Genomic DNA, 16,151 nt, shown 5'->3' on the forward strand with positions numbered 1-16,151 from the left:
TTTTCGATCAAGCTAACAAGTGGGTAGAAGTGAGACAGTTTCTGATTGTTCCATTCAATCGGATTGGAATAGAAACCGAGGTGTCCAATACAAATCGGTTTCAGTCAAAGTTACATCATATCTGTGTTTGATGTTTTCGATAGACCATACCCGGACTTAAGTGAACCGATAAAGCTGACCTTCTATTTCAAGTTCAACATATTTGATCTGTTTGGTTGGGCAGTGATCTAGAATAATACTCAAACCCTCATCCGTCAGGTTTTCACCATCCGCTCCCCAAGTCACAATTTCACAAGATCGACCATCTTTTGTTGCAATCTTTAACTCATCTATCCACAGATCCCTGAATTGATGGGCTTTCATAAATTCAATACTAATAATCTGATCTATATGGGGTCTTGGATCTGCGGTGTACATGAACCAGATCAGCGGGTATGTAGGATTGTTACAATCAACGCTGTATTCATTTGAACCACAATGCTGCATGTTCATCGCTGATTTTGATGATGCTTTTACTGCTTTTGTTGTTAAAGGTGGTGTAGAAAGGCGTAAAGAATCATGTTGTGAGGTGTTTGTGACAGTGGCTTCTGATGCCGAGCTTTGGGGCTGATCAGGCTGAAGCATTGCTTTAGCATAGTTCTCTCGTTGGGCTTGTTGGGAATGGGTCAATAAAATATACACAATCCCTGCAAGGGCAACCATCAAGATGGCAATGATAATGATTTGTAGCTGAAGTTTCATGTCATTCTCCTTTTTATTTTTTATAAAAGGTGATGATGGTCAAAGCCTATTTGGATTTAAGCAGCAATCCACCGACGATCAAAAGAATTAGTACGCCAGATAAACTCACGTTTTGATTTGCTGGCGCAACCGAGCGTCAGGAGTGAACAGGTGATGATTAAAATTGAAGTCTGAATGTTCATGATTCTCTCTCATTTATTGTTGTGATTATTTTTTAAATTTAGATTCAGCGATTTGATCGAATTCAAGGCGTAGTTTGCCTGTCCAAAGTGCAGTTATGCCTTTAGATCAATCTAAGCTGAAATAAATCTATGACGTTTGCCGAAGGCAGGGGATATGCCTAAAACGTTTTTGAGAAAGAAATAAAAATAAGAAATGTTGAGTCATGATCGACTACTCCTTAGGTTAAAGAAGTCCTGCCGAATCACTGTCAATTGATTATGGTGGCAGAACGAAAGGGGGTTGACAGACTGAACCTAAGAATCAGCACACCCGAAGGTGTCCCCCTCCCGTTCTACCGCAGAGGGAGCACGAGAACTCACACCAAAAGATGAACTCTTTTAGTGCTCTTAGGAAACGGTCTGTCAAAACCGACTGGCAATGTAGGCCAGCAGTTGAATGATAAGTTTTAGGGTGGGTTTAGTCAAATGGGTGTGGGGGAGGTTTTAGGGAGGGGATGTAATATATAAATTGATTTACGATAATAATATCGTGATTTAAAAAGTCGAACTAAATGTGTAGGGTTTTTAATAATGATTAGAAAAGATATTTTTGCAAGTGACTATTAAATTAATGATATGCTTTTGATAGATAAAATTAACCTATAAAAATTTGTTTGTGCTTTGGTTTTAAGACAATTTATTCTAAGGGTAAAAAATGCAAAAGCGTGGTCGTCAAATTCGTCTGTTTTATGTAGATGGACAGCATAACGGTATCGTAAGAGCTGAGCTTATGAATTGGACGGGCTATGTTTATGCAGCACCAAGAGCAAGTTTAAAGCAACTCATTGAAAAAGAAGATGCGCACGGCTCAGGAATTTACTTTTTGATAAGTAAAGCCCAAGAGCTTGAAGGAAAGTACAGTGTCTATATTGGGGAAACTGTTAATGGTATCCTAAGAATGCAACACCATGACTATAATAAAGATTTTTGGGATACAGTGATTCTCGTTCAGTGTAAGGATACGACTTTAACCAAAACACATTGTGCTTATTTAGAGTATCGAACTTATCAATTCATTAAAGAAAAAACCTTGTACCAATTAGAAAACAAGCAAGAACTTAAAAACTATGCAGGAAAGCTATCTGATGCCGATATTTCGGATATGGAAACGTTCTTTGATAATTTAAGTTTTGTTTTACCTGCTTTAGGTGTCAATGTTCTTACACCTATTACTTCTATTCCTGATCATCAAAGTAATTCTATATTAGCTTTAAAAGAGCGAGGTGATGTAGAGTTTATGATTTCAAGCCGTGATCATAAAGTAGCGGGGCAGGCTTATATCAAGGATGGAGTTTTTTATGTTCGCCAAGGATCTATTGGAAAGAAACAACAAACTCAATCTCAACACAATTATATTATTAATCAACGTCAATCTTTAATAGATAAGGGAATGATTCGAATCGATGATGAGAAAATAGAGTTTACCCAAGATGTTGCTTTTACCAGTACGTCAACACCTGCAGCGATGTTGTTTGGTCGCCCAACAGCAGGACCTACTGTATGGAAACTTTTAGGCGAACCAAAAACAAGTTATAAGGATTGGGAGGAAAGGCAAGTTAAAAAAAAGATATATAATTAAAGATAAAGGCAGTTAAATTAGAGAAATTATAAATATCATTATTAGAATTGGTTCAATAACTTATGTATGAATTAGCATTAAGACTTTTAAATAATTTTCATCAGTGGCATGAACTTATACTGACAAGCATTAAGGCTATTATTGCGATTGGAATAATGTGTTTAGTTGCGTATCTAGTAAGCATTGGTTACATACCATCGGAAATTAGCTTTGGTGATACCCTTGTTTTTTTACTGATTTTTGTGGCATGTTCCCTCGTCTATGGTGGATTGAGCATGGTATTATTTTTCTTTGGTATATCTCTCACCCCATTGGTATATCTAATTTTCAGTACAGTTGATAAATATTTACCACCTCATATAAGAATAGGAAAAAAGCTCCCTTTTCCAAAGATTAGTATAACTACATTGTTTATATCAATTTACTTTTTATATGTCACTCGAGGTTTGCTGTTATTACATTGGAAAATTAGCCTATATGTAGCACTTACATCTGCTCTCATTGCATTATTTTATTATCCTTTTTATATAAATCGGCTGAAAATAAAAGAATTTAGTAATAAATTTGAAAACTTAAAAGAAATAATTGATGATCCAAATGCGAGTGATAACCTTAAAACCTTTGCAACGACCAAACTTAAAAGATTAGAAATACATATTAAAGACAGTATACAAATGACGTTTTTTATTGTTCTGACACCGCTTGTTCCGATGTTTTTGATTGGAGATATTGGTAAGTTATTTTTGGATTATACAATGCAAAAAACAGGTGTCAGTACCGAAAAAGCGACACTCTATATCAAAGCTCCTTATGCGAATTTAATTGATTTACCTAAAACGACAACCAAAGAGCTTAACCAAGATCAAATATTTATTTTTAAAGATATCAAAGTCTTATTTCAAGGTATTGGTAAAAATACTTTGATTTCTTATAAAGTTAAAAATATTGAAAAGCAGATCGTAATTCCAAATGAGTATATTACTGTGGAGAGGATTAAGAAAGTGGATGAATGATATTAATAAACTTTAACATCCAAAGTTTGGTGTTAACTAGTACGTTTAAGATGTGGTTAAAATATTTTGGGGTGAATATGAAAATTGATGCACAAGTAAAATCGATTGAAAAATTAAAGGACTATTTTTTTTTGGTACCTGATTATCAACGTGAATATGTTTGGAAAGCTGATGATCAGGTTGAACAATTTTTAACAGATATTGATAATGAATATGATGAAGATGTTGAGCAACAAGAAAGCTATTTTATTGGGTCAATAATCATTGTTAAAAATAAAAATAAGTATGACGTAATTGATGGTCAGCAGCGTCTGACAACTATCACACTAACCTTGTGTGCAATTCGAGATTTACTATCCAATCAAGAGCTAACTGAGTTACAAAAAAACCATTTAAGCACTGTAAACAACTTGCTGTATAGTTTTGATTTAGACACTGAAAAGCATCTACTTCGCCTTGAACTACAATACGAAGAAAGTAAGAATTTTCTAGATACACTCATTCTGAAAGAAAAATATGAGGGTGAAAATACTGCATCCATTCAAAAAATGCGTGCTGCTTATAATCAAATTTACACTTACCTTCAAAATATTTTGCAAAAAGGTGTGCCTGCTTTAACCAAATTTGCACGCTATTTTATGAGTAAAATTGATCTAGTATTAATTGAATCTGAAGATGTCGGAAGTGCATTAAAAATTTTTGAAACTATCAACCAACGTGGTGCAAGCTTAAATGCAATGGATTTGGTAAAAAATCTATTATTTAGTCAAGCCAATGAAAGCCAATTTAATACCATTAAAGAAACATGGAAAAAGATTAATGATGCTTTACAAAGCTGTGGGGAAGATGAAAATCCATTACGGTTCCTCCGTTACTTCATGATGGCACGTTATCATAATGGGATTCTGCGAGAAGATGATATTTATAAATGGATTATCTCAGCTCCTGGTAAAGCAATTTTGAAATATGAACAACAACCTATTGCATTGGTTCAAGAAATTGAATTTATGGCACAGCGTTATTCGGGCTTAGTGAATGCAACCAAAAGATTAGCTGACGGTAGTGACTATCCACATGTCACAAATATTGGTTTTTTAAATAAATATAAATCTAGACAACATTTAGTGATATTGCTGGCTTTATCAAAAAAAGCAGATAAACAAGCGATTGATTATTTGGCTCAGCAAATAGAAAGCTTTTACTTTGTCACGAATACAGTGGGCATTTTAGGTAAAAGTAATGAACACTCATTTGCCAATTGGGTGGTTTCATTCCGTGGCAAAACAACCATAGAAGAAATTCAACAAGCTGTAGAAAAAACCATTGTACCGTATGTACTAGATCGCTTAGAGAGCCTGAAATTCAAATTCTTAAATATCCGTCATGATGGTTATAATCCTCAGTATCGTCAGCGTTTTATTTTAGGTTTGTTAGAAAATCAGGCACGTACTCAAGCAGGACTATCCGAGTTTAACTTTAAGCAAATCGGGCAATTAGAAATAGAGCACATTTTCCCACAAACACCAAAAGATAATATGTTGCCAGAAGAGTTCTTGGATAAGGCTGAATACAACAATACCATTTATAAGTTAGGCAACGTGACTTTACTTGAAAGTGTTATTAACCAAGCCATAAATAAAATGAATGACCTAACAACCAATTGGTTTGAGCAGAAACAGCAAGAATATGCAAAATCTAATTTGTTGACTGTTAATTTGTTAGATCACCAATATAATATTGGTAAACAGACGGCAATTACTCGTTTTAAAAATAGCAAAAACTACATGTTTGAAAGTTGGTCAAAACAAGCGATTACGGCTCGTCAACAGATCATGTTAGATCTTGCGTTAGATGTGTGGCGATTTAATGATCAGCGACTTGATCAATATCAATTTTTAGTAGGACACAAAGATATAGTAGATGCATAAATATTAAAGATTAAGATGATAAGGGTAATAAGTGAAGTCGGCAATCTGAATGGATTACACTTGCCCTTATCGCTTAACTACTTAAAAAACGATTCAGATTAAACTTCATTAATGGATTCACATGTCTAATATTTTAGATGTATCAAATTATTAACATCAAAGAGGTTATTCAATTCACAAGCATTAGTTGAGCAAAAATTTATGAAATGCTTAATGCTAGTTCTAAGTATTATGATCCAACATTCCTGAAAACAGTACGTTTAAGTGAATCACGTATTGGTTGGGTGGCTTAGGAAGTTCATCAATGGATTGAAGGTAAAATAGAAAGCCGATAATTGTGGGAGCGAAAGTTTTTTTATTTTGATTAGGAATTAGAATTGGAGAATAGGTGGTGATAGCAGTGCTTATTGTGTTTACTTAACTCAATTTAAGGTAATATTCGATTTAACTTTGAAGATTATTTTTGGATTTATAAATGACCAGTACCCAACAACGTGCAGCATTGCAACGCCAAATATGGCAGATCGCCAACGATGTACGTGGTGCAGTTGATGGCTGGGATTTTAAACAATATGTACTGGGTACATTGTTCTACCGTTTCATCAGCGAAAACTTTGCTAATTATATTGAGGGTGGTGATGATAGCATCAAATATGCTGAGTTACCTGATAGTGTTATCACAGCTGAAATTAAAGATGATGCAATAAAAACAAAAGGTTATTTCATTGCTCCAAGTCAACTGTTTAACAATATCGAAAAAAATTCTAATAATAATGAAAACCTGAATACAGATTTAGCAGCTATTTTCTCTGCTATTGAAAGTTCTGCAAATGGCTACCCATCTGAGAAAGATATCAAAGGTTTATTTGCTGACTTTGATACTACTAGTAATCGTTTAGGTAATACAGTCAAAGATAAAAATATACGTTTAGCTGCTGTACTCAAAGGTGTAGCTGAATTGGATTTTAGTGATGATTTTCAAGATAGCCAAATTGATTTGTTTGGTGATGCTTATGAGTTTTTGATTTCTAACTATGCCGCAAACGCAGGTAAATCAGGTGGTGAATTTTTTACACCGCAGCATGTATCTAAGTTAATTGCACAACTTGCAATGCATAAACAAACTAAAGTAAATAAAATTTATGATCCTGCTTGTGGTTCGGGTTCATTGCTCCTTCAAGCCAAAAAGCATTTTGATCAACATGTTATTGAAGATGGTTTTTTTGGTCAAGAAATCAATCATACAACCTATAACTTGGCACGTATGAACATGTTTTTGCATAACATTAACTATGATAAGTTTAATATACAACTCGGCAATACTTTAACTGCTCCACATTTTGGTGATGGCAAGCCTTTTGATGCAATTGTCTCTAATCCACCTTATTCGGTGAAATGGATTGGTACAGATGATCCGACTTTAATTAATGATGATCGTTTTGCTCCAGCAGGAGTACTTGCACCTAAGTCAAAAGCTGATTTTGCTTTTGTATTACATGCTTTAAGTTATCTTTCAAGTAAAGGTCGTGCAGCGATTGTCTGCTTCCCTGGGATTTTTTATCGTGGAGGTGCTGAGCAAAAAATTCGTCAATATTTAGTCGATAATAACTATGTAGAAACTGTAATTTCACTTGCACCGAATCTGTTTTATGGAACAACGATTGCTGTGAATATTTTGGTGCTATCTAAACATAAAACTGACAATACGACTCAGTTTATTGATGCGAGTGGTTTATTTAAGAAAGAAACTAACAGTAACATTTTGACTGACAAACACATTGAACAGATTATGCATGTGTTTGACAGCAAAGCGGATGTAAAGCATTTTGCTAAATCTGTAGCATACGAAGAAATAGTAAATGAGAAAGAATATAATCTATCAGTTAGTAGTTATGTAGAAGCCAAAGACAACCGTGAAGTCGTGAATATTACCCAGCTGAATAGCGAGATAAAAACTATCGTCACTAAAATTGATCAGCTTCGTAAAGAGATTGATGCAATTGTGGCCGAAATTGAAGGTGGGGATGTGGCATGAATTTTTTAGAGAACTTGTTAGATGGTGTTGAGGTTGAATGGAAGGCAGTTTCAGAAATATTTCATTTAAAAAATGGCTATACGCCATCTACATCGAAAAAAGAACTTTGGGAAAATGGCTCTATTCCTTGGTTTAGGATGGATGACATCCGGGAGAAGGGTCAAATCCTTGATGACTCATTACAAAAGATCTCAGAAAGTGCTGTGAAGAGTGGCAAATTATTTCCTGCTAATTCCATCATAATTTCAACATCGGCAACCATTGGTGAACATGCTTTAATTACTGTTCCATATTTGGCGAATCAAAGGTTTACTAACTTAAGTTTGAAAGATAGTTATGCAAAAGTTTTTGATATGAAGTTTATTTTTTACTACTGTTTCTTATTGGCAGATTGGTGCAAAAAAAATACAACCATGTCGAGTTTTGCTTCTGTAGATATGGATGGTTTTAGGAAATTTAAAATAGCCATTCCATGTCCTGAAAATCCTAAAAAATCTCTTGAAATTCAGGCTGAAATTGTTCGAATTTTAGATGCATTTAGTGCTATAACCGCTGAGTTGACCGCCGAGCTAAACATAAGAAAAAAACAATACAACTATTATCGTGACCATTTGTTAAATTTTGAATATGGGCAGGTTGAGTGGAAGGTATTGGGGGAGTTAGCAGAAAATCTTGATTCCAAAAGAAAGCCAATAACGAGTGGTTTAAGGGATGTAGGAGATATTCCTTATTATGGAGCATCTGGGATTGTTGACTACGTTAAAAACTATATTTTTGATGGAGATTTTCTACTGGTTTCTGAAGATGGTGCAAATTTATTAGCTCGAAATACACCTATTGCATTTAGCATTAGTGGTAAGACATGGGTGAATAATCATGCTCATGTACTTAAATTTGATACTTATGCTGAACGTAGGTATGTTGAGTATTATTTGAATAGTATTGATCTAACGCCATATATATCGGGTGCTGCTCAACCTAAGCTTAATAAAAAGAATTTAGAGAGTATCCGTATTCCAAATCCATCACTTAATGAAAAAAAACGAATTGTTACTATTCTTGATAAGTTTGATGCGTTAATAAACTCTACTAGCGAGGGATTACTGGGTGAAATTGAGCTTCGCCAACAGCAATATGAATATTATCGTGATTTATTGTTGAGTTTTCCAAAAAACCATACAGAGGTAGTTGTATAAAATGAGCAAGTCACTTATGGAAATCGCTCATGAACTAAGAAATAATGATAAAAAAGTGCAGTTAATTTATGCTTTTAATGGCACGGGGAAAACACGCCTTTCAAGGGAATTTAAAGAGTTGATTGCCCCTAAAAGTGCGGAGAGTGAAGAGTATGAGCTTCCACGAAATAAAATTTTATACTACAACGCCTTTACTGAAGACCTATTTTATTGGGATAATGATTTGGAAGGCGATGTTGAGCTCAAGTTGAAAATCCAACCGAATACATTTACTAATTGGTTAATTTTATTGCTTAAGGACTTGGGGGAAGAGGGTAATATAGTTACCAATTTTCAACGATACAACGGTAAGAAGATTACACCAGAATTTAATGAGGAGTATAAATATAAACATAAAGATCATAGCGGAAAATTAATAGAAATCACTGTTCCTGCATATTCTGAAGTTTTTTTTAATATAGCGGTTAAGCCAAAAGAAATAAATGCTATTGCTATAGTTGATGATCATGCAGTAGTTGAAGGGCAATATGAAAGGATAAAAATCTCTAAAGGCGAGGAGAGCAACTTCGTTTGGAGTGTTATGTACACTCTTTTAGAGCAGGCGATATCAACACTTAATGAGCGTGATATAACAAATAGAATTACTGATAAATTTAATCAGTTGGAATATATATTTATTGATGATCCAGTGAGTTCTCTAGATGATTCTCACCTGATTGAATTAGCTGTTGATTTGGCGAAATTAATAAAAAATAGTGATTATACAGAGGGTAAGGGACTAAAGTTTATTATTACGACACATAGCCCACTCTTTTATAATGTTTTATATAATGAATTAAATAACGATCTTAAAAATCCGATTGAGAATGGAACGCCAACTTGGCTTTATAAGCGTGGACAATCACAAAAATACAGACTAAATAAAATGGCTGATGAGACTTTTGAGCTAATCACATCTAATGACCATCCTTTTTCTTATCATTTATTCTTATTAGATGAACTTAGAAAGTCCATAAGTGAAAAGCAAATCAAGAAATATCATTTTAATTTTCTAAGGAATATTTTAGAGAAAACAGCAACATTTCTAGGATATACCCATTGGGAATACCTTCTTCAGAAAACAGATGATGGGAATCCAGATCCATTTGCAAACAGAATTCTAAATCTCTCAAGTCACTCTGCTCATTCTGGTGAAGAGATGACTGATATAGAAGATAAAGATAAAGATAAGCTTACCGAGTTGGTTAAGTTTTTGACTACAACGTATGGTTTTATGGGGGAGAAAAAATAGAATGTTAGAGCAAAAAAAAACTATTGCAGAATCAAATAGCTTTATTGTTTTAGATAAATACAGTAAAGGTCGGCAGATCGCAGATGGCTACCAAAGTGAAAGCGATTTAGAGCATGAGCTTATTCAGGATTTAGTGAATCAGGGCTATGAATTTTTACCCACTTTAAATAATGCTCAAGCCATGTTGAATAATGTGCGAGAGCAATTACAAGTATTGAATAATTTAAAATTCTTAGACAGTGAGTGGTCACGTTTTGTTGAAACTTATTTAGATAAATCAAGCGACAGCATTGTAGATAAAACACGAAAAATTCACGATGACTATATCCATGATTTTGTCTTTGACGATGGGCGTATTCAAAACATTTACCTCTTAGATAAAAAAAACATTGCTCGTAATAAAGTACAGGTGATAAAGCAGTTTGAACAAAAGGGTAGTCATGCTAATCGTTATGACGTGACTATTTTGGTCAATGGCTTACCTTTAGTGCAGATTGAGTTAAAAAAACGTGGTATCGCTATACGAGAAGCCTTTAATCAGGTACATCGTTATAGTAAAGAAAGTTTCAACAGTGATAACTCGCTTTATAAGTATTTACAGCTTTTTGTTATTTCTAATGGAACTGATACACGATATTTTGCCAATACAACAGCACGTAATAAAAATACTTTTGATTTTACAATGAACTGGGCGAAGTCAGATAACAAGCTCATCAAAGATTTAAAAGACTTTACAGCAACTTTCTTCCAAAAAAATACTCTACTAAATGTATTGCTCAATTATTCTGTATTTGATGTGAGCGATAATTTACTCGTGATGCGTCCTTATCAGATCGCAGCAACTGAACGTATCTTGTGGAAAGTTAAAAGCTCATTTGAAGCTAAAAACTGGAGCAAAACCGAAAGCGGTGGCTTTATTTGGCATACAACAGGTTCAGGTAAAACTTTGACTAGTTTTAAAGCCGCACGTTTGGCAACCGAGTTGGATTATATTGATAAAGTATTCTTTGTCGTGGATCGTAAAGATCTCGACTATCAGACTATGAAAGAGTATCAACGTTTTTCCCCTGATAGTGTTAATGGTTCTGACAGTACTGCGGGCTTAAAACGAAATTTGGATAAAGATGATAATAAAATTATTGTTACGACGATTCAAAAATTAAACAACTTAATGAAAACAGAAAGTGACTTGTTAATTTACAATAAGCAAGTGGTCTTTATATTTGATGAGTGCCATCGCAGTCAGTTTGGTGAAGCACAAAAAAACTTAAAGAAAAAATTCAAAAAGTTTTACCAATTTGGTTTTACTGGTACTCCAATTTTTGCTGGAAAGAATGCTTTAGGTGCAGAAGATACGGCTAGTGTATTTGGTCGAGAGTTGCATTCGTATGTGATTACAGATGCAATTAGAGATGAGAAAGTGTTGAAGTTTAAGGTGGACTATAACGATGTGCGTCCACAATTTAAATCAATTGAAACCGAGCGAGATGAGAAAAAGCTGAGTGCGTATGAAAACAAACAAGCTTTATTACATCCTGATCGTATTCGTGAGATTAGTCAGTACATCTTAAATAATTTTCGACAAAAAACTCATCGACTACAGGCGAATAGTAAGGGCTTCAATGCTATGTTTGCGGTAAGTAGTGTCGATGCTGCAAAGTTATACTATGAAGCACTTAAAAATTTGCAGGAAAGCATTGATAAGCCTTTAAAAATAGCGACTATTTTTTCATTTACAGCGAATGAGGAACAAGATGCTGTAGGTGATATTCAGGATGAAAGTTTTGATGTTTCAGCCATGAATAGCAGTGCAAAAGAGTTTTTAAGTTCGGCAATTTTAGACTATAACACATTATTTAAAACTAACTTTAGTGTTGATAATAAAGGATTCCAAAACTATTACCGTGACTTAGCAATGCGTGTAAAAGGTGAAGATTCTCATGGGAAAAGGCTACCTGTTAATGAAACAGTCGATCTTCTAATCGTAGTAGGTATGTTTCTCACTGGTTTTGATGCACCTACACTCAACACTTTGTTTGTAGATAAAAACTTACGCTACCACGGTTTAATGCAAGCTTATTCACGTACAAACCGTATTTTTGATGCAACTAAAACATTTGGTAATATTGTTACCTTCCGTGATTTAGAACAAGCAACTATTGATGCTATTACCTTGTTTGGTGATAACAATACCAAAAATGTAGTATTGGAAAAAAGCTATAAGGAATATATGGAGGGCTTCACCGATGTATTGACTGGTGAGGCACGGCGAGGATTTGTTGATATTGTAAGAGATTTAGAGCAACATTTCCCAAATCCTGATGAGATTTTTAAAGAATCAGATAAAAAAGCTTTTGCAAAATTATTTGGTGAATATTTACGTGTTGAAAATGTTCTTCAAAACTACGATGAGTTTGCAAGTTTAAAAGAACTTGAAACGGTGGATATGAATGATGCTGAGGCAGTAGAAGCATTTAAGCATAAGTATTATTTAAGTGATGAAGATTTATTTAAACTGCAATCGATTCAAATACCAGCTGAACGGAAAATTCAAGATTATCGGTCTAGTTATAATGATATACGTGATTGGTTGCGTAGAGAAAAAACTGCTGAACAAAAAGAAAAGTCGATCATTGATTGGGATGATGTAGTTTTTGAAGTTGATTTATTGAAATCACAAGAGATCAATCTAGATTACATTTTAGAGCTAATTTTTGAAAATAATAAAAAAGTGAAAGATAAGGCAACTTTGGTTGAGGATATGCGTCGAGTGATTCGTGCTAGCCTAGGTAATCGATCTAAAGAAAGTTTAATCGTTGATTTTATTAATCAAACTGATCTAGATAAGATTGATGATAAAGCGAGTGTGATGGATACCTTTTATACTTTCGCTCAAGTAGAACAACAGCGTGAAGTGCAGGCATTAATAAGTGATGAAAACTTGAATGAGGATGCTGCTAAACGCTATATCGCAAATTCGTTGAAGAAAGAATTTGCAAGTGAGAATGGTACTGAACTAAATGCGATTCTACCGAAGATGAGCCCATTGAATCCTCAGTATTTGATCAAAAAGCAAAGCATTTTCAAAAAAATTGCTACATTGGTCGAAAAATTTAAAGGAGTGGGGGTAAATATTTAAACTTCACTCAGTTTTTCAGTCTCGTATAAAAAAATAGGATTCTATAGACTGTAAATCTCATAGAATCTTTGTTACTTCTATATATTGATGAAATTAATCTGTTTACTCGATCATTTAGTTCACAAGAAATATTAATCTATCTTGATTTTCGGAGTTAAGTAAATACTTCTGAGTATTTGGATCGTTTAATTTTTTTAATATTCACATAATTAAGCACACATGATTTCTAAAACCATCATTACCTGAAAGAATTTCATTCAAAAGACCTTTTATTTATTCGAGCTATATATTTTTTGCTTCTGTTTCGAGCAGATACAGTTCATTAATCAATAAAAATTCACGATATTGATGGACTAAATTTTCTTGAGGTTTTTCTCTGTGTGTACGTGCATTTCTAAAAGCTTGGTATGCACCAATAAACAAGTTTGCACGACCTATGATTTCAGATTTGTCTGGTAAATCCCAAGTAAGAGGGGCATTAGGTGCTGCAAAAGCTTGAGAGAATAATTTACTACTGTGTTCATTTAGTCCTGTTCTTGTTCTTACAATATCTTCTAAGCGCTTATATGCTTTTATCAGTGCAGAATCGGGATCGTTTTTAAAAAGCAAAGCTAAATCAAAAATTCTGTCATCAATGATTGAGTAGGGTAGTTCAAGAGGATAATAACGCTTTAGGTTAAAAGTTGTTGAAACCTCATTGCTAAAAGGATAGATATAGTCGTGTAATCGTATAGGACGAATAATTCTTTGCTTAAAAATTAAATCAATATCTTCATCACTGAGCGTTGAACTATTCAGTTTATTCATTATTTTTGATGAAATTAGAATTTCCTCAGTTTCGACTTCATGTTTATTTAATATAGTTAAAGCTGTCGCTAATCCTTTTGGTCCTTCGCCTGAGTAACCAGATGTAAATCCTGAACGGATAATATAATAACTTTCAAACTGATCCTTGAGGATTAATGCGTGGGTTTGATCAGAAGTCAGAAGTAAAGCATAGGAAAGATCAGAATGAGTTTGTAGTAGGTTATAAAGGCTCAACAAGCAGGTTTGTGTTATACCAACCTCTCCTAAATACTCAATGTGATAATAATTTTTAGTTTGAAACATAGTTTATCATTTCTTTTTATCAGTGGTAGAGTGAATGATGGAGTATAAATAAGTAAAAATCTATAATTTTGAATAATTAAGATATAATTTTATTTGGGGAAAAAAGCATTTAGAAGTTGCTCAATATTTTTATAGAGACACATCATTAAAATCTTTTTTTAAACATAAAAAAGCCTAAACCCTTTGGATTTAAGCTTTTAAAGACATCATGAGATATTGTAAGAATTGAAAATGGCGGTGAAAGAGGGAGCCATCTTTTTAATTTATATTATTGAAATAATTTATAAAAATATATAGGAATTTTTATCCTTACCCCCAATTATACCCCCAAAAAAATTAATACAAAAAAATATGAACACTAGTACTTTAGCTTTCCATTTTCATCGCACATTTCTTTAAGAAAAATTTGGTCTATTATCTCTTCTAACATATCAGATTCTGACATATCTTTGAAAGCCGATAGCTTTTTAAGTTTTTCTTTTGTCTTTTTTGTGAGAGGGAGATGGTGGGGTGTTTTTACTTTTCCCCCATCCCTAAATTTTTTCTGACTCCATGCCTTATTAAGTTTATTGATTGCATTTTCATGTTGAACCTTATTATGGAAGTATAAATAGTCTAGATACGTTGTTATTAATAATTGATAATTATTTTCACATGTTGGTATGTAATTTACCCTTTTAAAATTATCGTCAATTCTTTTTAAGTATAAATATACCCAATCAACGAAATTATTATCTTTGACTTTTTTGGAGTATTTTTCTCCTTTTAAAATAATATTATCAGTAAAATATTTTATAGCATTATTAATCTTATGATTTTTCCTGTATTCATTGTTTCTATCTGTGAAATACCAATGTACTAGATAGAGATATATGTTTGGGTAGTATTCAAATTTTAAAAAATCAGAATTCGAGTTTTTTATGTAATTGAATATAAAAATACACAATCTTTTATTTTCTTTTATTTCTATTAATGTTTGTGAGACTCTATTTTTACTATTCTTAATTTCTTTAAGGAAGTTATTAATATTTTCTTTTGATTTTAATTTTTTTATTTGGTCTATTAGATTGTTTTTTAAATCTGAGAAATTTGAAAAATGTCTCAAATCATTAATTTCATGATAATTTTTTTTTAGTCCATGTTTAAGGTTCTCTTTAAAATTTAAAAAATCTATGGAAATCCAGATAAGGTCTTCATCTGAATATCCTTCTAGAGTGATTTCAAATGATTTTAGAAATTCTTCATCTAATATTTCTTCAACAGTATCTAGACTATTATTTACATTAACGTCTGTTTTTTGAACTTCATGAATATCCTCATCAAAGCCAGGCATCTGCGATTCCTTGTGTAGTAAAAGTAGTAGAAATTATGTAGTGATTATATACATATTTTCAGTGTTTTTTAAGTGTTGAATATTGAGTTATATCGTATGATAGGTATTGAAATATATATAAGCTTTATCTTAAATCTATTCAATTTCCATAATTTTTCTTATGTTTTTAGACATTTCAGCTTATAGAATTTCAGTTGCCACAATAGAACTCTTGTAAAGATTGAAATTTGATCAAAAATGATCTTTGATTTATAAGGTGTTACATAAGGTAAAGATGATCAAAAAAACCTAATTGTGCAAGAGTTCTAATTTATTCTGATTAAATTAAATATTTAATGTTTTTTAATGTACACATTTCAAATTATTGCTTTTTATGGGGTGGAAGTTTTTAATTGTAAGTATATTTATTTTAACTTTTGGTTAGATTTTAATAAGATGAGAATTTATTTTTTTATTGGGATAATTATTGCTTTATTTTTTTAAATTTTTCTAATGCCCTTATAGCTTTTAATATTTATTTCTTGAGGGTTTTTAATATTATTTAAATTAATAAAGCTAGTTAAAT

Annotated in this window: 11 protein-coding genes and 1 pseudogene; 8 read left to right on the forward strand and 4 right to left on the reverse strand. The window is 32.8% G+C overall.

Going from position 1 to position 16,151, the window contains the following annotated elements; all coding sequences use genetic code 11:
• Nucleotides 1-156: 156 nt before the first annotated feature.
• Together IMO47_RS12345 and IMO47_RS19875 are read right to left on the reverse strand one after the other, a co-directional pair.
• Nucleotides 157-741, reverse strand: a complete 585-nt coding sequence (locus tag IMO47_RS12345) for a hypothetical protein (protein ID WP_196077055.1) — start codon at nucleotides 739-741, stop codon at nucleotides 157-159.
• Nucleotides 742-797: 56 nt separating this feature from the next.
• On the reverse strand, nucleotides 798-923 hold the full coding sequence (locus IMO47_RS19875) for a hypothetical protein (RefSeq protein ID WP_265092649.1): 126 nt from the start codon (nucleotides 921-923) through the stop codon (nucleotides 798-800).
• Between the two features lie 694 nt (nucleotides 924-1,617).
• On the opposite strand from IMO47_RS19875, the gene IMO47_RS12350 reads away from it, so the two are divergent.
• The 8 genes and pseudogenes from IMO47_RS12350 to IMO47_RS12380 all read left to right on the forward strand — a co-directional run bounded on the left by IMO47_RS12350 (nucleotide 1,618) and on the right by IMO47_RS12380 (nucleotide 13,143).
• Nucleotides 1,618-2,541 (forward strand): GIY-YIG nuclease family protein, encoded by a 924-nt coding sequence (locus tag IMO47_RS12350; protein WP_196077056.1) that lies wholly within the window; start codon nucleotides 1,618-1,620, stop codon nucleotides 2,539-2,541.
• Between the two features lie 62 nt (nucleotides 2,542-2,603).
• Nucleotides 2,604-3,554 (forward strand): hypothetical protein, encoded by a 951-nt coding sequence (locus tag IMO47_RS12355; protein WP_196077057.1) that lies wholly within the window; start codon nucleotides 2,604-2,606, stop codon nucleotides 3,552-3,554.
• 77 nt (nucleotides 3,555-3,631) lie between these two features.
• Nucleotides 3,632-5,482, forward strand: coding sequence for a DUF262 domain-containing protein (locus tag IMO47_RS12360; RefSeq protein ID WP_196077058.1), 1,851 nt, complete (start codon nucleotides 3,632-3,634; stop codon nucleotides 5,480-5,482).
• Between the two features lie 137 nt (nucleotides 5,483-5,619).
• Nucleotides 5,620-5,775: pseudogene (locus IMO47_RS19670) on the forward strand (AlpA family phage regulatory protein).
• Between the two features lie 182 nt (nucleotides 5,776-5,957).
• Nucleotides 5,958-7,517, forward strand: coding sequence for a type I restriction-modification system subunit M (locus tag IMO47_RS12365; RefSeq protein ID WP_196077059.1), 1,560 nt, complete (start codon nucleotides 5,958-5,960; stop codon nucleotides 7,515-7,517).
• Nucleotides 7,514-8,713 (forward strand): restriction endonuclease subunit S, encoded by a 1,200-nt coding sequence (locus IMO47_RS12370; RefSeq protein WP_196077060.1) that lies wholly within the window; start codon nucleotides 7,514-7,516, stop codon nucleotides 8,711-8,713. The genes IMO47_RS12365 and IMO47_RS12370 overlap by 4 nt, the downstream gene beginning before the upstream one ends.
• A gap of 1 nt (nucleotide 8,714) precedes the next feature.
• The gene (locus IMO47_RS12375; protein ID WP_196077061.1) at nucleotides 8,715-10,004 is read left to right on the forward strand and encodes an AAA family ATPase; all 1,290 of its coding nucleotides are present in this window, start codon (nucleotides 8,715-8,717) and stop codon (nucleotides 10,002-10,004) included.
• A gap of 1 nt (nucleotide 10,005) precedes the next feature.
• Nucleotides 10,006-13,143 carry a type I restriction endonuclease subunit R gene (locus IMO47_RS12380; RefSeq protein WP_196077062.1) on the forward strand — a complete coding sequence of 1,046 codons (3,138 nt, stop codon included), beginning with the start codon at nucleotides 10,006-10,008 and terminating at the stop codon, nucleotides 13,141-13,143.
• A gap of 282 nt (nucleotides 13,144-13,425) precedes the next feature.
• On the opposite strand, the gene IMO47_RS12385 is transcribed toward IMO47_RS12380, so the two are convergent.
• Both IMO47_RS12385 and IMO47_RS12390 read right to left on the reverse strand, forming a co-directional pair.
• Nucleotides 13,426-14,253, reverse strand: a complete 828-nt coding sequence (locus tag IMO47_RS12385) for a TIGR02391 family protein (RefSeq protein ID WP_196077063.1) — start codon at nucleotides 14,251-14,253, stop codon at nucleotides 13,426-13,428.
• Between the two features lie 358 nt (nucleotides 14,254-14,611).
• Nucleotides 14,612-15,586 (reverse strand): hypothetical protein, encoded by a 975-nt coding sequence (locus IMO47_RS12390; protein ID WP_196085098.1) that lies wholly within the window; start codon nucleotides 15,584-15,586, stop codon nucleotides 14,612-14,614.
• Nucleotides 15,587-16,151 lie beyond the last annotated feature (565 nt).

The organism is Acinetobacter sp. Res13-Abat-PEC15-P4-01, from assembly GCF_015676285.1.
GTDB lineage: Bacteria > Pseudomonadota > Gammaproteobacteria > Pseudomonadales > Moraxellaceae > Acinetobacter > Acinetobacter nematophilus.